This is a genomic window from Candidatus Micrarchaeum sp. (assembly GCF_016806735.1).
In the GTDB taxonomy this organism is placed as follows: Archaea; Micrarchaeota; Micrarchaeia; order Micrarchaeales; family Micrarchaeaceae; genus Micrarchaeum_A; species Micrarchaeum_A acidiphilum_A.
The window spans coordinates 13093-35218 of sequence record NZ_CP060530.1 but is presented as its reverse complement, the minus strand read 5'-3'; the positions used below and the strand labels follow the sequence as shown (position 1 = coordinate 35218).

Sequence of the window (22126 nt, the reverse complement as noted above, 5' to 3'; positions counted from 1 at the left end):
CCGCTACAATAGCGGCACTAGGGGCAAAGGTTAAATAAGCTTTTTATAAAAATAAACATAAACTCAGGTGTTCTAATGAAGATAAGCGATCTAAAGGCAGGCACAGGAAACGTTAACATTACAGCCACAATAGTACAAAAGGAAGAACCTAGGGAGGTTGTCAATAAGTTTGGCAAGAGGCTAATGGTTGCAAACATAACGCTCAAGGATGACAGCGGAACGATAAACATGTCCCTCTGGGGCAATGATATAAACTCTGTCAAAGTAGGAGACAAGGTAGAGCTTTCAAACTGCTATGTCAACGAATTCCGCGGCACGCCGCAGCTTTCAACTGGCAAGTTCGGAAAGATACAGGTTCTAGGCGGATCAAGCGGCAAGGATGAAGAAGAATCCCTTGACGACGCCCTGGACGAGCCGGAAGACTTGGACGCGTAAGCGTTCCCTCATTCTTTTCTGACTCTCTTTTTGGTGCGCTTTGCACCTCTTCTTGTTCTTTTTGACAGGTTTTCAGTCCAATATCTGAAGCTGTAGAGAAGAGTAGCTCCGCCAAGCAGAACGCCGAACCACAGCGTTGCAAACCTTGTCATTATCGTCAATGCAGACGAAGTCGCAAAAGTGGTCTTGAAAATGGTTCCTATCAGTGCAACCAGGGATCCGTCAGTAACTCCTATGTTCCCGGGTATGCCAGTTATCATGCCGAAAACGTTGCTGGAGGACTCTATGAATGCACTTGCAACAACGTGAGGGGCCAGCCCTATGGAGAGCAGCGCAAAGAACAGGGCCATAGCGTTCAGAAATGCAGCAGGTATGGTTACTACAAGCGAGACTAAGTATGTCTTCGGTGTGTTAAGAACGCTCTGAGAAGCAAAATACTCGTCACCATAGAGTGTGAATGTTTCTATGAATCTTCTTTTCTTGAACATCTTTTTCATGAAATTGTAGAACCAGTCGTTCAGTATGAAAAGATATGGCAGCATCAGCACCATGTCTATTATGAGAACGTAGATTACGAACTGGTCGAAGTATATCGCAGAAACCAGTGCCAATATTCCAACCCCTAGAAAATCCGTAAATATGTCTATTGTCACTACTGGCAGTATGTTGGACGCTTTTATGTTTGTTATCCTGCTCAGCGTATAAGCAACAAGCACCCTGCCAAGCTTCCCGGGCGTTATGTTCATTGAATACTGCGAAAGGTATACTATGAAATTCTTTTTGAGCGGAACCTTGAGCTTGAGCTGTTTTGTGTAATAAAGCCATTTGATGAACCTGAGGAGGTATCCTGCGAATACCGCAGCGAAAGCAAGAAAGTAATAGAACGGATTTGCGTTCTCCATCGTTTTTATGACATTTCCTATGCCTCCAAGCAAGGCTATGACGAAGAAAACGATAAAGCTTGCAACAAACCCGAGTCCGACAAAAAGGGAAACGCGCTTTATGAGCTTGAGGTACTCCTCCTTGTTGAGCTCGTTGACATTTGTTATAGTATACCAAATGGAGCTTTTCTTCTTTTTGCTAGCCATCCTATGCCCCTAGTACCTGTCCGAATGCTTCTTCGTATCTTTTCGCTATGGAGTTCCAGTCATGCTCCCTCTTTATTACGTTCTCCCTGCATTCAATCGCGAGCTTTCTGTAATGCCCTATGTCTGAAGACACTTTCATTATTGCATTCGTAATGCTTTTTACATCCTTAATCTTAATATATTCGCCGTAATTCTGCAGCGCTTCCGGTATTCCTCCTATTTTGGTTGCGATAGTCGGAGTTCCGCACGATAATGCTTCAAGCATCGCCATTCCTGCCGGCTCATAAAGGGATGGAAATACGAACATGTCCGCTGCATTATAATAATACGGCAGGTCTTCTTCTCCTATTCCGTTCGATATCCTGACCTTGTCCTGGATTCCAAGGTTTTTTGCCAATTCCCTAAGCCTGCTTTCCATTGGGCCCCTGCCTATTATGAACAAGTTGGCGGGTTTACCTATCCTGTCCAATTCTGCTACGGCACGTATCAGGTAAGAGTGCCCTTTCTGCCTTGTCAGCCTGCCATTTGATATTAGCAAAATCCCATCTTTCTCAAATCCCATGGAGGCCCTTGTCTTTGCAACCCTGCCGCTGTCCATGGCCGGCATGAACGACTTGTAGTCTATGCCATTGAATATGACATGGGATTTTTTTCTAAATTTAATTGGGACTGTGGTCTCCATTGCGTTTTTCGAAACTGCAGTTATCACGTCTGCTCTTTTCATTATCTTCCGCCCCCAAAAGATATCATATGCCAATCCTCCAAAATCCGTTATAGGGTCAATTCCCTTAGGGAGCGAGTTGTGTATTGTCAATGCGAGCTTTCCAGAAGTCTTATTTTTTATTGTGTTTATTGTGCTGCTAAAATACTGGTATCTGTTGTTTATGTGGTATATATCCGCAGCGGTTTTTTCTATTGCTGCGTTTAACCCGTCCATGGATGCCAGTGGGAGTGGAAGGTGGGGGAGTGTACGCTGCACGGTCTTAAGTCTCAATATTTTGATTCCTTCGAACGTTGTCTCTCCAGGCTCGCTGCCTACCGAAGATGTTATTACGGTAATATTATTCTTTTTTGATAGGCGCTTGTATATTTCCAGCAGAACCTTTTCAGTCCCGCCAAAATACGGGTAAAAATACGGATTCAATACGCATATTTCCATCATAACCAACTATCGGACCGGTATGAAACGGTTTCATATCAATATTTATATACTGTTTCTGCAAATTAAAAGCCGAGGCAAATGTCAAGCTCAAGGAAGCCCGTGTCAAGGCATGATAGCTTTGGCAAGAGCAAAAATATAATAGTGTTGCTTCTCGATACGCTCAGGGCTAGCGATGCGTATGGCAATCCTTCTCTTAAAAACATAAACTACCTTTCTGCACACGGAACCAGTTTTGAGAACGCAATCTCTCCAGCAACTTGGACTGCTCCAGCACATGCGTCCATATTTACATCAAGGCTTTCGTCAAAGATAAAGCAGGCGTCGCATAATTTCCTTTCGGATTCTTCGATAGATCCGTGGATAGTAAAGATAAAGTTCCTGCCAAACAACGCAATCACGCTTGCGTCAAAGCTCCATAACCAAGGATACTATTCGGTCTTGTTCTCAAACAATCCGTTCCTGACCAGCAATACCAACCTCGCCATAGGGTTCGACAAGGTCTACGACCTTTGGATGAACTCCAACATAAAGTATAACCCAAAGAAGGCCAAGCTCCTTTCGAATTTCATAAAGGGCGAGGCAATGCGCAAAGCTCTTTTCAAGACTGCGCTCAGCCTTTCCAATTTTATTCCGGATTCGCTCCTAAACCGCCTATACCTGAACCTCAGAGTTAAGATGGCCGCGGGAGTTGCAAATGCCGATGGAACATATCGCATGGATCGCGGCGCTCTAGATACAAACAACGCGCTTAAGGCATACTTGGAAAAGGAATACAACTACAAGCCACAATTCATGTTCATAAACTGCATAGAAGCCCACGAAAACTATCCGGTAAGGGATAGCAGCATAATACAGGACAAATGGCTCTATCTCAGCGGAATACTTGAGATGAGCAACGACATAACAAAGAAGTTCCATGAAGGATATATGAGAAGGCTTTCTTACTTGGACAGGCAGATAGGGAAATCTTTGCGGATTCTCAGGGACAACGGAATGCTCGATGATGCGAGCGTTATAGTTACTTCGGACCATGGGCAATTCTTTGGGGAGCACGGCATGCTCTACCATTCCTTATATCCATACAAGGAAGTCAACAATGTGCCGTTGATAATATCCAAATTCGAAAACGGCAAGCCCGTCTCTGATGGAAGCAGCATAAGCGATCCGACAAGCCTGATAGACATGCATGGGATGGTTCTTTCAATGGCAGGTTCTAATGGTGCTTACAAGAAAAACCAAGTCATAAGCGAGCACAATGGAATAAGCGAAGGCTGGGATGGGATGCTGCTTTCTGCGCTGCGCCGCCGTTCAGAATATGCCGCACGCATATACAAGGCGAAGCTATCGTACAATACTAAGGCCTATTCTATAATAAGCAATGGCTACAAGCTTGTGCATTTCTACGGAAAACGGCCCAGCGAGCTGTATCGCATGGATGACATCGAAGAAAAAGAAAATGTCATCGCTTTAAACAGGTCGGTAGCCAAGCGCCTCAGCGCAATGTACAAATATGTGAAATCGGCTCTTTAAGCCCCAGTAATCCCATCGACTGTCTTAACGAATCTCTGGTTGCACACGCTTGCCGGCTTGTTTCCGTCAATATTGCATATTTGTGCAGTGAAAACGTTTGCCTCGCCAATTATCGCTTGGGTAACTGGGCTGTTTGGATTCGTCTGAAGGAACGAAAGTACCTGGTTCCAGTTATACGGGTTTATTATTGCAGGGCTGACCTCTGCTCCTATCTGTATGGTCTTGTTTCCGAAGTCTATGAAAGGTATTGCGTCTCTCTCATCAGCTGGAATTGCGGTGTTGTTGGAATCGAACCTTGAAAATATCACTCCTTCCTCATTTGTCATATTCTGTAGCGGCTTGTATGTATTCGTTAGCGTTTCAACTCCCTGGAAGTCCACATAGTTGCTCGAATAGCTCGAATTATAAAATGTGAAAGTTGCAGTATTTGGCTCATAGTCGGTAGCGCTGGAAGTCATATAATGAAGCTTAGAGAAGTTTCCGAATCTCATTAGGGCAACAATCATTCCCCATCTTGTTATGGCGCAAAATGGGCAGTAATCAGCACCTATATACAGCATTTCAGGCATTCCATCTGAAGTAAGACTTACGTTGCTTCCAGAGGGAGAGGGATAGCTAGAAGCCGTACCTATTCCTATGTTGTTGGCAAGTGTCATATTGGTTGCTACATCGTAGAGCTGCGAAAGATAGGAACTACTTACTGCTACATTATCAAACTTTATGTCAGCTTTGCCCGCACTGCTTGTAGAATTCTCGTACAGTGCTATAACAGCTACGATGACTATCAATACGCCTATTATTGCATATGCCTGTTTCTTGCTCAGATTAACTTTTGCCACATAATCACTTTTGGACTGCCAACGGGGGCAATATTTTCTTCACTACGGCATTTAACGCCTTATTTATATAATCCCTATACCTGTATATGATGTAAGCGACTACAATGCTGAGCGCCGCTCCAGCGATTACGTCAGTAAGATAATGCAATCCTAGGTATATCCTTCCGAACAGTATGAGCACCAGCCATACCACATACAATACCCTGACATACTTGTAATTTTTAAGGAATATTGTTAACCCTGTCAAAACCCCTGCATGGTTGCTTGGAAAGGAAAAACTGCTCTGGCACGATATGTAATTTATGTGCAACACGTCAGTCAAATACGGGACGTTGCATGGCCTCGGTTCTTTTGTTATTATCTTTATTCCATCAGATATTACGTAAAGAAGTATGCCTGCAACGACAAAGGAATAGACGTTCATGTCCTTCTTCAGCAAAAGATATATCACAAGAACTGGCAGCACTATAAAGAACGATTTGGCCAGGTATGCCATAACTACGTTAAGGTATGGGTTTGCGAGCGCCTTGGCTGCCTCAAAGGCCCATATGTTTATGCCTATCTTATAAGCTTCTATAGTGAAAAGCAAGCAATCACTTCGGAGTTTTATGCATACCTATTTTTTGCCAAAGAATTTAAAGCGTGAGCCCCTTCCTGTTGAAAAATGCATTATAATATAATATTCCGGATATCGTCTTTTTATCAATTATCTTATTCGATTTTACCATTTTGTATGTATCAGAAAACTTTATCTCCTCAACTTCTAGCATTTCGCCCATGTCTGTTTTTTCATGTTTTGTAAGGCGCGTTGCCAAATAAGTATATGACATAGTAGTGAGCAATCCTGGAGATACATAAGCTTTGTAAAGCAGCTTCATATTTTGCGCTCTGTATCCTGTTTCTTCATAAAGCTCCTTTTTTGCCGCTTCTTTTGGAGTTTCTCCCTTTTCAATATGGCCAGCTGGAAGCTCAAGAATCCATTTCCCTATAGGTGCCCTGTAATGCCTTTCAAGCACTATCGTTTTTTCATCGACAAATGCCAGAATAACTACAACGTCTTTTTCAACTACCCTGCAACGCTCCTTCTCCTCTGTCTTATCTTTAAAGGTTTCCAGCGTTATTATCTTGTTTTTGTAAACAGTGCGCATACTTATGGTTAGCATAAAACATTTATAGGAGTTGCGAGAAAACAAATATGCGCGGGGTTGTGGCGTAACTTGGCAGCGCAGCAGGCTCCAGATGTTTAACTTGAAATGAGCCCAAAAGGCAATGATGATGATCTGGAAAGCAGACTAAATATGAAGTAACCTGCTGGTCCGGGTTCAAATCCCGGCAACCCCAACCCGTTCAAAAATTACAAAATAACAAAACCATGTATTCAAATAACGTGATTTTTTGGACTACTCCAAAGTAAAAATTGTTGTTACTGACCTCGATGGCACGCTTGCGCCTAGCAAAGCTCCAATGGACGAAGAAATGTCAAAAATAATCTGCAGGCTTCTTTCAATAAAGGCCATGGCAGTAGTCGGAGGAGGTTTTTACTCACAGTTCCAAAAGCAGCTCATAGGAGCCCTTAAATGCCCAGCAGAAAAGCTCAGCAGGCTCTACCTGTTCCCCACCAATGCGACTGCATTCTACAAGTTTTCAGTTTCGGAATGGCAAAAGGTTTATTCCGAAGACCTCTCAGAGGAGCAGAAAAAGCTCATCTATTCAGCTTTTCCCAAAGCTCTTGAGCTTGCAGGTTTTAAAAATCCAGAAAAGCTCTACGGCAACCAGCTTGAGGACCGTGGCACGCAGATAACATTCTCAGCCCTGGGGCAAGAAGCCCCATTAGAGCTTAAATCAGCATGGGATCCTGACCAGAAGAAGCGCATGGCCATAAAACAACAGCTTGACAAATTGCTCAACGGCTTCGAAATAAGGCTCGGCGGCACAACTTCAATAGACATAACAAAAGCAGGGATAGACAAGTCCTATGCAATAAGCAAAATTACCGAAATATTCGGGTATTCCAAGCAGGAAATGGTGTTCATAGGCGATGCGCTGTACGAAGGCGGAAACGACTATGCGGTCAAGCTTACAGGTGTAGAAAGCATATCAACGTCAGGGCCCGAAGAGACAAAGTCACTGCTTAGGAGCATAATTAACTCAAGCCAGCCTTGAGCCTACGTTAAGCGAGCCGTAATATCCTTTAAGCGCCAACAGTTGCAGTTTCAGCAGACTCTCTTCTCATCACGAGTCAGAAATACCTCGTATCATCACAAACGTGCAATCATTTTCTTTGGTCTAAAGGAACGTAGGGTATGTCGAGTTGTCCGTTATAATAATCCAAAGGCCTTATCAGCCTGTTGTCCTGCCAGTACTCAAGCATATGTGCGCACCATCCCGGGGATCTGCTAGCTGCAAAGAGCGGAGTAAACAGCTCTTTTGGTATGCCTATGTAAGTATACACCGGTCCGGAAAAGAAATCGACATTGGGCCATATCCCCTTCGTCTCTCCTAGCTTTTCAACCATCATCTTTTCGGCTCGCAGGGCTATCGCAGTAAGCGTTTGCACTTCCATCGTAGAGCCGTTCTGTATGTCTTCCAAGTAGGATTTTATGACCTTGGCCCTTGGGTCGTAAGCCTTGTAAACCCTGTGCCCGAAGCCCATTATCCTTTTCTTTCCGTCCAACGCCTCTTCGATGTATTTTTCGGTGTTGTCGGGATTGCCAATTGCTCTCATCATGTCAAGGGCTTTTTCGTCAGCCCCTCCATGCAATGGCCCCTTCAATGCGCATATGCCCGCAGTGATTGCAGAGTATATATCAGCCAGGGTCGATCCTGCAACGATTGTGCAAAACGTAGATGCGTTGGAGCTGTGCTCTGCATGAAGCAACATCATGACGTCAAGCATTTTGGCTACTTTGTCCTCTGGTATTTTGCCCGTCATCATGTAAAGTATGTTCTGTGCAACGCCCAATGATTGGTCTGGAGCTACATATTCTCCCCCTGCCTTAAGTCGTCCCATTAATGCCACGATGCCGCATATCCTTCCTATTATCTCAGCACTTTCCTCGAGTTTTTCTTCTGCTTCGCTCTGATAAACCTTTTTATCTGCAAATGCTGGCAGGGAAGAAACCGCAGACCTGAGCACATCCATGGAGAGCATGTTTGGGCTCAGCATTTTTACCAATCCGATTATCCCGCTGTCAAGGTTCATGTACGATACGAGCTTCTTGGTGAATACCGAAAGCGCTTCGGCATTAGGTAGAGAACCGTAAAGTATGAGGTACGAAACCTCCTCAAAAGATGAATTTTTTGCCAGGCTTTCTATAGAATAGCCCCTATACCAAAGCCTTCCCTTGAAACCGTCAACCTTGCATATTTTTGTTTCTGTAAAGTAGACTCCTTCAAGTCCTTTGATTATTGTAGGAGTTGCATTATCTGCCATTTAAACACCAATAGCTAATAGATGGCAAATTTAATAGTGCTTTTTGGTTCGCGTTGACTTTGCAAATATTGGAGGCCAATCAAAGCAGCATCACATAACACGTTATAAATTTTCTTAGATATTTAAAATCGGTGTTTGAATGGATGGTAAAGGAAATGAATCTTTTGTCGCTAAACTAAGCCTTGATTCTGGAAAGGAAGTAGAATACTATTCGCTTCCTGCTCTGCAAAAAAGCGGTCTTGGAAGCATATCACGCCTGCCTTTTTCGATTAGGGTTGTGCTGGAATCGCTGCTAAGAAATGTGGACAACACGAGCATAACTATGGATGACGTCAAGGCGCTTTTGGAATGGGATGCCAAAAACCCCTCTGATAGGGATGTGCCGTTCAAGGTTTCAAGAATACTTATGCAAGACTTCACTGGCGTTCCTGCAGTGGTCGATCTTGCGGCGATGCGCCAGTTCGTCGTTGACAAAGGTATGACTCCAGAAACCATACAACCCACGATAAATGTCGACCTGATAATAGACCACTCGGTGCAGGTCGATTCATTCAATACTATCCAGTCAATGGCAATAAACCAAGAGAAGGAGATAGAAAGGAACTCGGAGAGATACAAATTCCTGAAATGGTCCAGCTCGGCCTTCAAGGATTTCAAGGTCTTTCCGCCTTCTGCGGGTATATGCCACCAGGTGAATCTCGAATACCTGGCAACATGCGTCACGCTCAGGCAGTCAGATGGTAAATACGTTGCGCTCCCAGATACGCTTGTCGGAACAGATTCGCATACGACAATGATAAACGGTTTAGGGGTTGTAGGGTTCGGCGTAGGCGGCATAGAAGCGGAAGCAGCGCTTCTGAGCCAGCCTGTGTCATTTTCGACTCCAAAAGTGGTCGGAGTCAAGCTGACGGGCAGACTTAACGAGGGCGTAACAGCTACGGACTTTGCCCTAACGCTTACGAAAATACTCAGGGATCACGGAGTTGTAGGCATGTTCGTAGAATTTTTCGGGGAGGGACTGAAGAACCTTTCGCTTCCAGACAGGGCAACGCTTTCTAACATGTGCCCGGAATACGGCGCCACGATAGCGATATTTCCCCCTGACGAAGAAACCCTTAGGTACATGAAGAGCACCGGCAGGAGCGACGAGCAGGTCGAACTTGTAAGGAAATACTATATGGCCCAGGAGTCTTTCGGTATCGACTACTCAAAGGTCGAATTCAGCGATGTGATAAACGTAGACCTCGGTACAATAATCCCAAGCGTCTCTGGCCCAAGCCAGCCAAAGCAGCAGATTCCGCTTGGCGAAATAAAAGACGAATTCACAAAGCTGTTCCTAAAAGAAAACGGGAGCCTCAAGGCCGAAGAAAAAATGAGCATGGAGGATTATACGCGCTGGTCTGAGGAAAGCGAGGCACCGGAGAACGGCGCAATAAAGGATGCAGTGATAAGCAATGACGGCATAAAACATGCAAAGATAAAATACAAGGACGGCCACGAGGAGATAATATCTGACGGAGATGTGGTGATATCTTCTATAACAAGCTGCACAAACACGAGCAATCCATCAGTTATGATAGCAGCTGGGCTTCTTGCAAGGAACGCCATAGCAAAGGGGCTAAAGGTAAACACGCGAAAGGTAAAGACAAGCTTCGGCCCGGGCTCAAGGGTCGTAACGGAATACATGAAAGCGGCAAACCTGATGGAGCCGCTGGAAAAGCTCGGCTACGAACTCGTAGGATATGGCTGCATAACCTGCATAGGAAATAGCGGGCCATTGATAGAAGGCCAGAGCGATGCGATAAACAAGAATAATATAGCAGTAGCTTCTGTTCTCTCCGGTAACAGGAATTTTGAGGCCAGAATACACCGCGACGTGCGTGCCAACTATCTGATGTCTCCTCCGCTGCTGATAGCTTTCGGTATAGCTGGCACTGTGATGAAAGACCTGACAAAGGAGCCTCTGGGAAACGGATCCGATGGCAAGCCTGTTTTCCTGAAAGACATATGGCCAAGCAATGAAGAAATAGCGGAAACGGTACACAAGGCGATACGCGTTGACATGTTCAACAAGGAATACGGCGCCAATATCTACGATGTCAACCCCTACTGGAACAAGCTTGAGAGCCCAAAGGGCAAGGTGTACGAATGGGAGGACTCAAGCACATACATAAGGCTTCCTCCATTCTTCGAAAGCCTGGACAAGATGGAAACGTCAGTAAAAAGCATAGAGAATGCGTCAGTTCTTGCAGTTTTTGGCGATTCAATATCAACTGACCACATATCACCGGCCGGTGCCATAGGCACGGACAGCCCAGCAGGAAAATATCTTATCGAGCACGGGGTAAAGCCGCAGGATTTCAACACGTACGGCTCCAGAAGGGGAAACCACGAAGTGATGATGCGCGGCACATTTGCGAACAACAGGATAAAAAACATAATGATGAATGGAAAGGAGGGCGGTTACACGATATATCTTCCCGAAAAGCGGGAAATGCCGATATACGATGCAGCCATGAAATACATGGGAAGCGGCACGCCCACAGTAGTGCTTGCCCTAAGCGAATACGGCTCTGGAAGCTCGAGAGACTGGGCTGCAAAAGGTCCTAGCCTGATAGGCGTAAAAGCGGTTATTGCAAAAAGCTTCGAAAGAATACACAGGAGCAACCTCGTAGGCATGGGTATAATTCCACTTGAGTTCGAAAGTGGCCAGGACTACAATACCCTAGGGATAGACTATTCAAAGCCCATAACTATAGAGCTTGACCAAAATATGGGACCAAGGTCGCGCATAAAAATAAAGTACACAAGCAAAAAGACAGGCAGCGTTGAATCTGCGCAGGTTAAGAGCAGGATAGACACTCCGATAGAACTTGAGTACTACAAATATGGTGGAATATTAAACTATGTCCTCAAAAAGATATCAAAAGAAAATTGAGGTGCCGCATTGGAGGATTATTACGATCTTATAATAGTCGGCGCAGGCATAACCGGCTCTGCCCTGTCTTTCGTGGCTTCGCGATATTCGTCAATAAAGACAATCCTGGTCATAGAAAAGTATGACAGGATAGCGCCATTGAACTCGGATTCAAAGAACAACTCGCAGACACTCCATTTCGGGGACATAGAGACCAACTATACGCTAGAGGAAGCAGCCCATACAAAAGCGTCTGCAGAACGCGTGCTGAAGTACTCGAGCCTTATACCGAAAAGCGAAAGCTCAAGGATAATATCCGAAGTGCAGAAGATGGTCCTTGCAGTTGGAGATGAAGAAGCCGAAAGAATAGACAAAATATACTCTAAAGGAATGAGGAAGCTCTTTCCAGGGTTAAGGAAGCTTGGCCGCAAGGAGCTTGCAAAGGTAGAGCCCAACACCGTGAAGGGCAGGGATCCCTCGGAAACAGTATCTGCATTGCTATCGGACAAGGGTTACATGGTCAACTTCGGGCTTCTTGCCAAATCCTTCTACAAAAGGGCGAAAAGTAAAGGGGTAAAATTCATATTCAACTGCAGGTGCCTAACTGCCAATCCGATAGAAGACGGCCACGAAATAATCACGAACAAAGGCAGCTTCAAGGGCAGATTCGTAATATTCGCTTCTGGGACATACAGCCTTTACTTTGCAAAAAAGCTAGGTTACGACAGGAACCTTTCAATACTGTCAGTTGGTGGGGGCTTTTACGTGGCTCCGCGGGTACTTAACGGCAAAGTCTACAGGGTGCAGGCCGGCGGCATACCTTTCGCTGCCATACACGCCGATCCGGAGATAACAAATCCAAAAATAACCCGATTCGGCCCTACTGTCAGCTTTCCCCTTTCGCTAGAAGTCAGGGAGAGGGGAACAACCCTCGATTACCTAAGAACATTTGATTTTGACATACCTACAATACAGAGCCTTTTCAATATAATCGGCAACAAGGACATACGCAGGATAATGCGCAAGAACATGATGTACCCTCTGCCAATTGTAGGCAAACCGTTGTTCATAAAAAACGAGGTTTCAAAGATAGTGCCGTCACTCAGCCCGGATAAAATACGCTTTGACAAGAACTATGGCGGCATACGACCCCAGATAATAGACGAAAATAAGAGATTCCTTAGCATGGGCGCATCCAAGATAAGGGGCAATAACATAATGTTCAACATAACTCCCTCCCCAGGTGCTACATCAAGCCTGCAGAGCGCAATAGATGATATAGTTTACATGTGCACGCTACTGGACATAGGGATTGACGAAAGAAAAATAGAATCTGAACTGGGTGCAATAGACTATAAGCACCTGAAGGAAAAGATAAACGGCCATAAGCAACTCTGAGCGATTTAATGAAATACCATCTAGAATGCACGAACTGCGGTTCGACATTTGAAAGCGATTACGATTCGCAGGTATGCCAGAAATGCTCTGGAATCCTCGAAGTAATTTATGAAGCCAAGATGCCAAAGATAAGCAAAATAAACTCGTTTTGGGATATGGAAAAGGTCATGCCGTCCGGCAAATATGTGCATTTTTATCTGGGGAACACTCCATTAATTGCGTCTAAATACGGCGAGAGCCTTAAGCTCAAGCTCGAGTTCTTCAATCCAACGCATTCGTTCAAGGATAGAGGCTCAGCAATAGAAGTGGCAAAAGCCGCAGAATATGGATTCGGCGAAGTTGTGTGTGCGTCCACAGGCAACATGGCATATTCAATAACCTATTACGCGAAACTCTACGGGCTCAGGGCAAAGGTATTCATAAGCGACAACGCGAACACGGACAAAATAAACGACATAAAAAGTGTTGGCGACGCTGATGTGCATAAGGTAAACGGGGATTTCACCAAGGCCCAGGGCCTGGCTCTAGAATATTCTAAAAAACACAAGGCGTTCCTTTGTGGAGACTATTGCTACCGCAAAGAGGGCCAGAAGACGATAATGTACGAAATCGGCAATGCTGTAAAAGCAGTCAAAAACGTCATTGTTCCAGTGGGAAATGCAACGCTCCTGAGCGCTACTTACAAAGCCATAGCCGAGATGAAGAAATCCGAATCAATGAAAAGCACACCACGCATAATAGCCGTACAGTCGGACAAATGCAAGCCACTTGTCGATGCTTATTCAACGGGTTCTGCGATAAAATATCGGAAGCCAATGACTTCTGCTGATGCGATAGCGGTTGGATATCCTACATACGGTGACCAGGGCATTGAAGCCGTAAGAAAAACAGGAGGGACTGCAATTTCGGTAAGCGAAGATTCATTGAGAAGCGAGCAAAAAAAGTTCTTAAAGGATTACGGGTTGGTTGCAGAGCTCGCATCAGTATCCACGCTCGCAGCCTTTGACAGGCTAAAACCCAAGGGCAGCACAGTTGCGGTTATAACCGGGTCTAATGTTTGAAATTTAGCAGCACCATTTTAAGCGAATTCTTCTTATTTATGTAAAAATCGATGCGCTTTTCTGCGCGTATTCTGATCCCTTTATTGCCTGCAGTTCCGAACATTATCTGGCCCACGTCCCTTTCTATTGTTGCATGGACTATTGCATGGTCGCTGAAAGTGCGCCTGATCTCTGGGGCTGCCTTTTTGCTGCCGTAAAAATCCTTTATCCTAACGGGCAATATGTGTGCCAATCCTATCTTCCCGTTTTCTATCCGCTTCGGCTTCATACCATTAAGCGTGTCTGGATAAGAGTAATATCCCGTAGAGCCTAACGGCGTTGTTATTATGAATCCGTTAGATATCGCGTAAGTGCGGAACGATTTCTTTCCATTCCTTACTGTTATCTCATACCTCATTGCTTCTTTTGTCACATATCTTTCCACAAAGAAATCGTACAGAGAGGAATACTTTTTCCCAGAATAGACTGCGTTGAGCACAGGCTGTTTCTCAATCCTGTAATCTCCTGCAGTAATGGCCTTCACGATCTTGGAAAGGCTCTTGGAATCTATGTTCGCCTGCGCATTGTAGCTCACGCTACCGTTTGGCTTGTTCCAATTCCTGCTCAGGAACAAAACAGGCCTGTCATCGAATTCCAAAGATTTGTTCGCAAATGTGCCGTCCCCTCCAACAAAAAGCGTCATTTCGTATCCTGAAGCGGAAATTGCCAATCCTCTCCTTTCCAAAGCTCTCCTTATGCTGTGGGCCTTGTCGTTATGATATTTGTCTATAATCAGATTTATTTTCATAATTTATACCTTTTTATCCATAATTCATATTTAATAATAATAAGCTAACTAGTGCATTCGATGACTGCAGAACATGGACCCGGAGCTAGCGATATCGATGAAAGCCGCATACCCTCATGGATAGCGTGCGAAGATTTGCTTGTAAAAATGAGGGAAGAGCTCATAGACAGGGCAATAAAGCTCCTCAACAGGGAGATAGAATCGGGCCATATAGCAGTCAACGGCAGTACCCTATTCTCGAGCGAGGCAAATGCTGACGTAGAGGAGGCAATGTACCTGATAAACAATCTCATAGACGATTCCGGCAGGCTGCATAAGGAGTATAGCGAGTACATAGAAAAGAATAACGGCAAAAAGCTTTCCGATGCAGAGGCCAAAAAATTCGGCGAACTGCAGAAGTTCGTTCTTTCTGTAGAGCAGCTTAACATGCTCATGGAATACGCTCGCGTGCTAAGCTCATGGGCTGATGCCGCAGGCAAAATGATTGAAGGAAAAGACACAGAGGACATACTTAGGAAGACGATAGACAAAGAAGAGCTGCGCAAGACCGTGCTGGAGTTCTTCATAAATGACAGCGAATGCAGAGTGTTGCTTTCAAGCAAAGAAATTGAAGCAATAAAATCTGTATTGGGTGCTTGATTCATGGTTTCCAAAAAAAGGCTTGCGGAACCGAAGGCGTACATGGAAGAGGACAGGGAAGAGCGCGAACGTGAAAGCAAATATGGAAAGAACTACAAATGGATAGCGCTCTCCAATACTACCCTCGGAGCACTGATGTCTGCCATAAACGGTACTATACTGATAATATCCCTTCCGGCAGTGTTCTCCGGCCTAGGCGTAAATCCTCTCATAGCCAGCAACATAGCGCTTCTGCTGTGGCTGCTCCTCGGCTATATGCTCGTATCTGGGGTCATAGTCGTAACGATAGGCAGGCTATCCGACATGTACGGCAGGGTCAAGCTGTACAACATAGGCTTTGCTGTATTCACAGTTGGCTCAATAGGCCTTTACATTTCCTCATTGTACATAACCGGCGTAAACGGCGCATTGTCCTTGGTCTTGCTCAGGCTCGTGCAAGCAGTAGGCGGAGCCTTCCTCTTTGCAAACAGTGTTGCCATACTGACAGATGCGTTCCCGGCAAACGAAAGGGGCAAAGCTATAGGCTTCAACCAGATTGCAGGGATAGGTGGAGGAATACTTGGGCTTATACTTGGCGGAATACTCTCAAGCTTCGACTGGCACCTGATATTCCTTGTGAATGTGCCAATAGGCATAGTGGGCACGATATGGGCATATCTGGCCCTGCATGAGCTTGCCACAATAAAGAAGGGCCAAAAATTCGACATAGTGGGCAATGTGAGCTTTACTTTAGGCCTTACTCTTATCCTGCTGGCCCTAACCTATGGCCTTCTTCCATACGGCACCAATACGATGGGGTGGAAAAGCCCTTACGTAATAGGCAGTATGATTGCCGGAATACTAATGCTGGCGCTATTCGGAATAATAGAGCTCAAAGCAAAGTACCCTATGTTCAAGCTGGCCCTGTTCAAGATAAGAGCTTTTGCATTCGGCAATCTTAGCCTTCTCCTTGCAGGAATAGCCAGAGGAGGGCTGCAATTCATGATAATAATATGGCTGCAGGCCATATGGCTGCCCCTCCATGGGGTTGCATTCTCGCAGACTCCGTTCAGGGCTGCGATACTTATACTGCCGCTGCTTTTTGGGTTCCTGATATTCGGCCCAATATCCGGATATCTTTCCGACAGATTCGGTGCCAGGCTATTCTCTACTCTTGGAATGACTATAAACGGCATAGGTTTCATAATGCTTGCATTCGTCCCTGCAGAATTCCAATATGCCTATTTCGCTGTAATAATATTCATAATAGGGGTAGGCCAGGGTCTATTCGCCGCACCAAATACTACTGCAATAATGAACTCGGTTCCTCCGGAGCAGCGCGGAGGGGCTTCTGGCATGAGGGCGACATTCACTAACATATCCCTGATATTCAGCATAGCCATATTCTTCACGCTTCTAGTTGTTGGTCTTTCGGTACATTTGGGCCCATCGCTCTATAGCGGTTTGGTTGCCCAGCATGTTCCTGTTTCGGAAGCTACAAGAGTATCACACCTGCCCCCTACGTCAGCGCTTTTTGCAGGCTTACTTGGCTACAATCCGATGAAATCGCTGATAAATCCTACAGTGCTTGCTTCGCTTCCTTCGGCGAACCAAAGTTATGTGATAGGCAAGATATTCTTCCCGACGCTGATATCGGAGCCTTTCCATGATGGCCTGGCGCTGGTGCTATATACCGGTGCGATAATGTCATTTATAGCTGCAATAGCGTCCGCATTAAGGGGAAAGAGATATATTTACGGCGAGCAGTAAACTATAACTAACTTTTCTAAGCAATTAAAATGATTTTGAATCTCAGTGTTTCGGATGGATTTTAACGATATAGTAGAGCATATATTCGCATCGCGCTGGATATCTGGAACTACAATGGAAGACGCAATAAAAAGCTCCACGCATTTCAATTCACTTGGCATAAGGACGATAATAAACTACCTGGGGGAGGATATAACAAAGCAGGAAATGGTCGATTCCACAGTTGACACTTACATACGCCTAATGCGCTACATAAAGAATTACAACATAAACGCCGACATATCCGTTAAGCCTACGCAGTTGGGGCTTTCAATGTCCGAACAAGAGGCAATGGGCAATTATTCCAAGCTGGTCAAGAACGCCAGGCTATCTTCAGTATTCGTATGGCTTGATATGGAAGGGGAACCGGTAGTTGACAGCACAATAAAAATGTACCTCTCAGAGGTGCAGCAGGGCGGCGTTGGGATATGCCTGCAGGCATACCTCAAGCGCACGGAATCCGACCTTCAACGCATATCGAAGTCCGGTGGAATCATAAGGTTGGTGAAGGGTGCATATTCCTCAAGCAAGTCGAAGAGCTTTACTACGTGGGGAGAAGTAACGCGGAATTACGCAAAACTAATGCAGATGGCATACGAGCAGTGCACAGAGTTTACAATAGCAACTCATGATACAGAAATGATAAAGAGGTCAATTGAGCTAAACAAGAAATACAAGCGCAAGGTCACCTATGCCATGCTCAAAGGCATAAGGAACAGGCTTGCCGTGCAACTAGCCAAGGACAATAAAATGTCCATTTACGTGCCTTTCGGAGAGCAGTGGATATCCTACTCATACAGAAGGCTTAAAGAAGCAGGGCATCTTAAACTATTGTTGAAATCTCTATTCGAAAAGCAGGGTGTTTGAATTGGCAGATCAGGAAAAACGCGCCATAACAATAAAAAAATCGGACGACATATCGGAGTGGTACACGCAGGTGATAATAAATTCTGATTTCGTAGATTACAGCGCAGTGTCGGGCTGCATAGTATTCAGGCCTTCTGCATATTTCTGCTGGAATGCGGTCAAGGAGGCTACTGACTCAATGTTCATGAAAGCAGGGATAAAAAACGCATACTTCCCTCTGCTGATACCTGAAAGGTTCCTGGAAAAAGAAAAGGAGCATATAGAAGGATTCTCTCCAGAAGTGGCTTGGGTGACCGAAACCGGAAATTCAAAGTTGAGCGAAAGGCTGGCGATAAGGCCCACTTCCGAGACTATAATGTACGACAGCTTTTCAAAATGGATAAGGTCATGGAGGGACCTCCCGCTCAGGCTCAACCAGTGGAACAGCGTGGTACGCTGGGAATTCAAGCACCCAACTCCTTTGCTTAGGAGCAGGGAATTCCTATGGAACGAAGGCCATACTGTATTTGCAACGGAAGGAGAGGCAAATGCCGAGAGGGACCAGATATTGGGAATATACGCCGAAGTAACGAAAGAATACCTGGCTTTGCCCGGAATAATCGGGCAAAAGACTGATTATGAAAAATTTGCAGGAGGGCAGGCCAGCTACAGCATAGAGCACCTTCTTCCAAACGGCTATTCAATACAGGGCCCTGATTTCCACAACGATGGCCAAAATTTCGCAAAGGCCTTCGATATAAAGTTCATAGACAAGAACAACGAGACACAATACGCATACCAGAACACATTCGCAATATCTACGAGAGAGCTGGGTGCTATGGTGATGATGCATGGAGACGACCGCGGTCTGGTGATACCTCCAAAAATATCAATGATACAGGTCGTCGTCATTCCGATATACAAGGATGCAAACAGGGAGGCCATACTTGCGTATGCAAAAAGGATAAGCCACGAACTGGAAAAATATGCCAGGGTATACCTAGACGACAGGGATGATTATTCAGTAGGCTGGAAGTTCAACGAATGGGAGCTTAAAGGAGTTCCAATAAGGATAGAAATAGGCTCAAAGGAGCTCGAGTCAAATGGCTTGGTGCTGGTAACGAGGCACGACATGAAAAAGGCGCAATGCAGCTCATACAGCATAGGGGAAACGGTAGAAAAAGAGCTTTCCCGCGTCCAGAGGGAGCTTTATGACCGCGCCCTCCTATTTATAAAGGAAAAAATAAAGAAAGTCAATTCCTACGAAGAGCTAAAGAAAGCAATCCTGGAAGGAAATATGGCCCAGGCGCAGTGGTGCGGCCAAACGGAATGCGAACTCAAGATAAAAGAGGAAACAGGAGCAAAGTCCACAAACATGCCTTTCGATGCCCAGCAAAACGTTGCTGGAAATTGCATCTACTGCGGCAAGCCTTCAAAGCACGTTGTAAACTTTGCCAAATCGTATTAATATCTGAACTTTCATTATTGAATCACAAGAACCTTGGCAGTCCCGTCGTCTAGTGGCCAAGGACGCAGGGCTTTGGACCCTGCTACGTCGGTTCGAATCCGGCCGGGACTATGATTTGGGCGTTTTGGATGATTAAACTTGTAATATTCGACCTTGGAAACGTGCTGCTCAAATACGACGACAGCGAGTATTACGAATACCTATCAAAAAAGTATGGAATTCCATACGAGAAAGTTGCTTCTATAATAGAAAGATACAATACAAAAATGTACACGGGCAAGATGAAAAATTCTGAGTTTTTACGCTCCGTATCAAAATCGCTGAATATTCCGGCCGATAAGCTTGAATTTGACGAATATTTTATAAGGAAGGCAAGGATAAACAGAAAATTGCTAAACTTTGCATTGAGCCTTAAACGAAAATACAAAGTAGTAATACTGACGAACGTATACGTCAAGAGGTACAGTTCAACGCCAAGGGTATTCGATAAGTCTCAATTCGATAGGGTATTTGCATCATGCTTTATCAAAATGAGGAAACCGAACAAAAACATATATATGTACGTACTTAAAAAATGCAGGGCAAAGCCAGACGAAGCAATCTTTATAGACGACCGCAAAGAAAACGTAGAAGGTGCAGAAAGCGTCGGCATAAAATCTATACAATTCAAGGACAACGGATCGCTTTTAAAGAAACTATCGGAACTTGGAATAAGCAGCGTCAAATGATTAGATGATATCGTGGTACTATCTCGTAATAATATCCTCAATAATAATGGGGGTTTCTACAATAGTGGAAAAATACGCCCTCAAAAACGAGCATGCAACGTCCTTTAGCGCTAGCTTCTCCATAGTCATCGCCGTCTTCTCGCTAGTATTTCTCCCTTTTGCAAAATTCAATATCAACATTTATGAGCTACTGATAATATACGCCATGAGCGTACTGTCCGCTCTTTCCTACCTGTTCAATGCAAGAATATACAAGCACGGCAACATATCCGTCTCAACCCCTGTTCTGAGCTCGCTTCCGCAGCTCTTCGTAGTTCTGCTTGCATTCATACTCCTAGGTGAGAAACTTACTATATTGCAATATTTGGCAATAGCCGTTCTTCTCATAGCTACGTATTTCTTGATCGCGCCAAAAAGCGTTAAGAAATACAAGCAATTCGATTCAAAAAAGTACGTTTATCTTCTTATCCTCAATACCTTGATAATGGCAGTCGGAGCAATCCTTATGAAATACGTACTGGACTTAGGGGTGAACCTGTACGCGATGTTCATACTTTTGGAGGTATTCATAGCAATAAATATGGCTGTGATGATATCGATAAGGTACGACGGGGTAAGAGAAGAATTCTCAAATTTGGTAAAAAACCGGAAAATCATATTCTCTATAGCTATCCTCAGCCTTCTTTACAGGATATTCTATTATGCGTCGCTGCAATTGGCATACGTAAGCCTAGCTTCTCCGCTGAGAAACAGCATATCTGTCATAATAACGGTAGTTATAGGCGGCATAGTGTTTCAAGAGCGCAACCTGAAGCGCAAGCTTGCAATAACCGCAATAATGCTGTTAATGGTATATTTTATAATAACATAAAAAATAGGTGCATAATATGACGGAAAAAATATATCTTAGGGATTCGTATATTAGGGAACTGGAATCTCAGGTTGTCAGTTCTGAAAATAACAAAATAATACTGGATAAGACGATATTTTATCCTACTGGAGGAGGCCAGCCCTGCGATACTGGAGTAATAATATCTGCTCTTGATGGAAAAGAGTACAAAATAATAGAGACAAAAAAGCAGGGGGACGAAGTGGTCCACATGAGCCAGGAGCCTGCAAACTTAAATGATGGAGAAAAAGTCGTATGCAAAATAGACTGGGAAAAAAGGTACATGCACATGAAGCTGCATACTATGCTTCACATAATAGACGGCGTAGTATACAAGAAATACAAAGGAGAGATAACTGGCGGCCAGATATTTGATAATTCTGCTCGCATGGATTTTGACATACCTGGGTTTACGAAGGAGATGCTAAGCTCGATAATCTCGGATGCGCAGATAATCATAGATGAGGGCCACAGGGTCGTCCCGAAAGAAATGACAAGAGAAGAAGCCAAGAAAATTGACGGAATAGCCCGTACTGCTCCTGGGGCCGAGCTTCTCGAAAAACTTGACATCGTCAGGATCATAGACATAGAAGGCTTTGACTTTCAGCTCGATGGCGGCACTCACGTTGCAAACACAAATGAGCTTGGCAATATATCATTGGTAAAGTTCGAAAACAAAGGTTCCCACAATAAAAGGGTCGAATTCGGCCTTTCATAGCCTTTCGGTTTCACTATCTGGCTTTTTGTGTTCGTAAATAAATACTGCATGCTTGAGTGCCTTAAGCGATATGGTTGCACATTTTGCTCTTGCAGGACCAGGATCTATGCCTATAAGGTCAACTATAAAATCAAATCCAAGACTTTCAATTTCGCTTACGCTCTTGCCTTTTATTGCGTCGGTTAGCTTGCTTGCCGTCCCTACGCTTATCGCACATCCGCTTCCGTCGAAGCTTATATCGGATATCTTGCCGTCTTTCACTTTTATGTAGACTGTTATGTCATCTCCGCACGTGGTATTGTATTCATGGCTGCTGGAGTCGCAGTCGGACATATTTTTCCTGTTGTGCGGGTGCTCGTAATTTGCTACCAAATCCTCTGCGTACAAATCAAGGCTCATC

21 protein-coding genes and 2 tRNA genes are annotated in these 22126 nt (G+C 44.7%); 15 read left to right on the top strand and 8 right to left on the bottom strand.

The window, feature by feature from the left end; translation table 11 throughout:
- The first annotated feature begins 75 nt into the window (after positions 1-75).
- Entirely contained in the window at positions 76-435 is a 360-nt protein-coding gene (locus Micr_RS00175; RefSeq protein WP_203134657.1) for an OB-fold nucleic acid binding domain-containing protein, read from the top strand.
- 8 nt (positions 436-443) lie between these two features.
- On the opposite strand, the gene Micr_RS00170 is transcribed toward Micr_RS00175, so the two are convergent.
- On the bottom strand, positions 444-1523 hold the full coding sequence (locus tag Micr_RS00170; protein ID WP_203134656.1) for a lysylphosphatidylglycerol synthase transmembrane domain-containing protein: 1080 nt from the start codon (positions 1521-1523) through the stop codon (positions 444-446).
- A gap of 1 nt (position 1524) precedes the next feature.
- A complete protein-coding gene (locus tag Micr_RS00165; RefSeq protein ID WP_203134655.1) occupies positions 1525-2685 on the bottom strand; it encodes a glycosyltransferase family 4 protein in 1161 nt (386 codons plus the stop codon).
- A gap of 78 nt (positions 2686-2763) precedes the next feature.
- Here Micr_RS00165 and Micr_RS00160 point away from each other — a divergent pair, with 78 nt between their 5' ends.
- Positions 2764-4215 carry a sulfatase-like hydrolase/transferase gene (locus tag Micr_RS00160; RefSeq protein ID WP_203134654.1) on the top strand — a complete coding sequence of 484 codons (1452 nt, stop codon included), beginning with the start codon at positions 2764-2766 and terminating at the stop codon, positions 4213-4215.
- Here Micr_RS00160 and Micr_RS00155 read toward each other — a convergent pair.
- From Micr_RS00155 to Micr_RS00145, 3 genes are read right to left on the bottom strand one after another with little or no spacing between them, the layout of a single operon-like run.
- Positions 4212-5054: a DUF929 family protein gene (locus tag Micr_RS00155; RefSeq protein WP_203134653.1), complete on the bottom strand. Its 843-nt coding sequence runs from the start codon at positions 5052-5054 to the stop codon at positions 4212-4214. The genes Micr_RS00160 and Micr_RS00155 overlap by 4 nt on opposite strands.
- Positions 5055-5058: 4 nt before the next feature.
- The gene (locus Micr_RS00150) at positions 5059-5643 is read right to left on the bottom strand and encodes a phosphatase PAP2 family protein (RefSeq protein WP_203134652.1); all 585 of its coding nucleotides are present in this window, start codon (positions 5641-5643) and stop codon (positions 5059-5061) included.
- A gap of 46 nt (positions 5644-5689) precedes the next feature.
- Positions 5690-6217: an NUDIX hydrolase gene (locus tag Micr_RS00145; protein ID WP_203134651.1), complete on the bottom strand. Its 528-nt coding sequence runs from the start codon at positions 6215-6217 to the stop codon at positions 5690-5692.
- A gap of 38 nt (positions 6218-6255) precedes the next feature.
- Here Micr_RS00145 and Micr_RS00140 point away from each other — a divergent pair.
- Together Micr_RS00140 and Micr_RS00135 are read left to right on the top strand one after the other, a co-directional pair.
- Positions 6256-6395 (top strand) — tRNA-Trp (locus Micr_RS00140).
- Positions 6396-6449: 54 nt separating this feature from the next.
- Positions 6450-7217, top strand: coding sequence for an HAD-IIB family hydrolase (locus Micr_RS00135; RefSeq protein ID WP_203134650.1), 768 nt, complete (start codon positions 6450-6452; stop codon positions 7215-7217).
- 109 nt (positions 7218-7326) lie between these two features.
- On the opposite strand, the gene Micr_RS00130 is transcribed toward Micr_RS00135, so the two are convergent.
- Entirely contained in the window at positions 7327-8487 is a 1161-nt protein-coding gene (locus Micr_RS00130) for a citrate/2-methylcitrate synthase (RefSeq protein ID WP_203134649.1), read from the bottom strand.
- A gap of 139 nt (positions 8488-8626) precedes the next feature.
- Here Micr_RS00130 and acnA point away from each other — a divergent pair, with 139 nt between their 5' ends.
- The 3 genes from acnA to Micr_RS00115 are packed head-to-tail and all read left to right on the top strand — an operon-like array spanning position 8627 to position 13863.
- Positions 8627-11425 carry an aconitate hydratase AcnA gene (gene acnA / locus Micr_RS00125; protein WP_203134648.1) on the top strand — a complete coding sequence of 933 codons (2799 nt, stop codon included), beginning with the start codon at positions 8627-8629 and terminating at the stop codon, positions 11423-11425.
- A gap of 9 nt (positions 11426-11434) precedes the next feature.
- The gene (locus Micr_RS00120; protein WP_203134647.1) at positions 11435-12802 is read left to right on the top strand and encodes an FAD-dependent oxidoreductase; all 1368 of its coding nucleotides are present in this window, start codon (positions 11435-11437) and stop codon (positions 12800-12802) included.
- 8 nt (positions 12803-12810) lie between these two features.
- Entirely contained in the window at positions 12811-13863 is a 1053-nt protein-coding gene (locus tag Micr_RS00115; protein WP_203134646.1) for a threonine synthase, read from the top strand.
- On the opposite strand, the gene Micr_RS00110 is transcribed toward Micr_RS00115, so the two are convergent.
- Positions 13853-14650 carry an NAD(+)/NADH kinase gene (locus Micr_RS00110; protein ID WP_203134645.1) on the bottom strand — a complete coding sequence of 266 codons (798 nt, stop codon included), beginning with the start codon at positions 14648-14650 and terminating at the stop codon, positions 13853-13855. The genes Micr_RS00115 and Micr_RS00110 overlap by 11 nt on opposite strands.
- A gap of 60 nt (positions 14651-14710) precedes the next feature.
- On the opposite strand from Micr_RS00110, the gene Micr_RS00105 reads away from it, so the two are divergent.
- The 8 genes from Micr_RS00105 to Micr_RS00070 all read left to right on the top strand — a co-directional run bounded on the left by Micr_RS00105 (position 14711) and on the right by Micr_RS00070 (position 21726).
- A complete protein-coding gene (locus tag Micr_RS00105; protein ID WP_203134644.1) occupies positions 14711-15289 on the top strand; it encodes a hypothetical protein in 579 nt (192 codons plus the stop codon).
- A gap of 3 nt (positions 15290-15292) precedes the next feature.
- Positions 15293-17038, top strand: a complete 1746-nt coding sequence (locus Micr_RS00100; RefSeq protein WP_226803557.1) for an MFS transporter — start codon at positions 15293-15295, stop codon at positions 17036-17038.
- Positions 17039-17092: 54 nt separating this feature from the next.
- The gene (locus Micr_RS00095; RefSeq protein WP_203134643.1) at positions 17093-17944 is read left to right on the top strand and encodes a proline dehydrogenase family protein; all 852 of its coding nucleotides are present in this window, start codon (positions 17093-17095) and stop codon (positions 17942-17944) included.
- Position 17945: 1 nt separating this feature from the next.
- Positions 17946-19391 carry a proline--tRNA ligase gene (gene proS / locus Micr_RS00090; RefSeq protein ID WP_203134642.1) on the top strand — a complete coding sequence of 482 codons (1446 nt, stop codon included), beginning with the start codon at positions 17946-17948 and terminating at the stop codon, positions 19389-19391.
- Between the two features lie 38 nt (positions 19392-19429).
- Positions 19430-19502 (top strand) — tRNA-Gln (locus Micr_RS00085).
- A gap of 17 nt (positions 19503-19519) precedes the next feature.
- Positions 19520-20119: an HAD family hydrolase gene (locus Micr_RS00080; RefSeq protein WP_203134641.1), complete on the top strand. Its 600-nt coding sequence runs from the start codon at positions 19520-19522 to the stop codon at positions 20117-20119.
- A gap of 4 nt (positions 20120-20123) precedes the next feature.
- A complete protein-coding gene (locus Micr_RS00075) occupies positions 20124-20990 on the top strand; it encodes a DMT family transporter (protein WP_203134640.1) in 867 nt (288 codons plus the stop codon).
- A 16-nt stretch (positions 20991-21006) separates the two neighbouring features.
- The gene (locus tag Micr_RS00070) at positions 21007-21726 is read left to right on the top strand and encodes an alanyl-tRNA editing protein (protein ID WP_203134639.1); all 720 of its coding nucleotides are present in this window, start codon (positions 21007-21009) and stop codon (positions 21724-21726) included.
- Here Micr_RS00070 and Micr_RS00065 read toward each other — a convergent pair.
- Positions 21721-22125 carry an iron-sulfur cluster assembly scaffold protein gene (locus Micr_RS00065; RefSeq protein ID WP_203134638.1) on the bottom strand — a complete coding sequence of 135 codons (405 nt, stop codon included), beginning with the start codon at positions 22123-22125 and terminating at the stop codon, positions 21721-21723. The genes Micr_RS00070 and Micr_RS00065 overlap by 6 nt on opposite strands.
- Position 22126 lies beyond the last annotated feature (1 nt).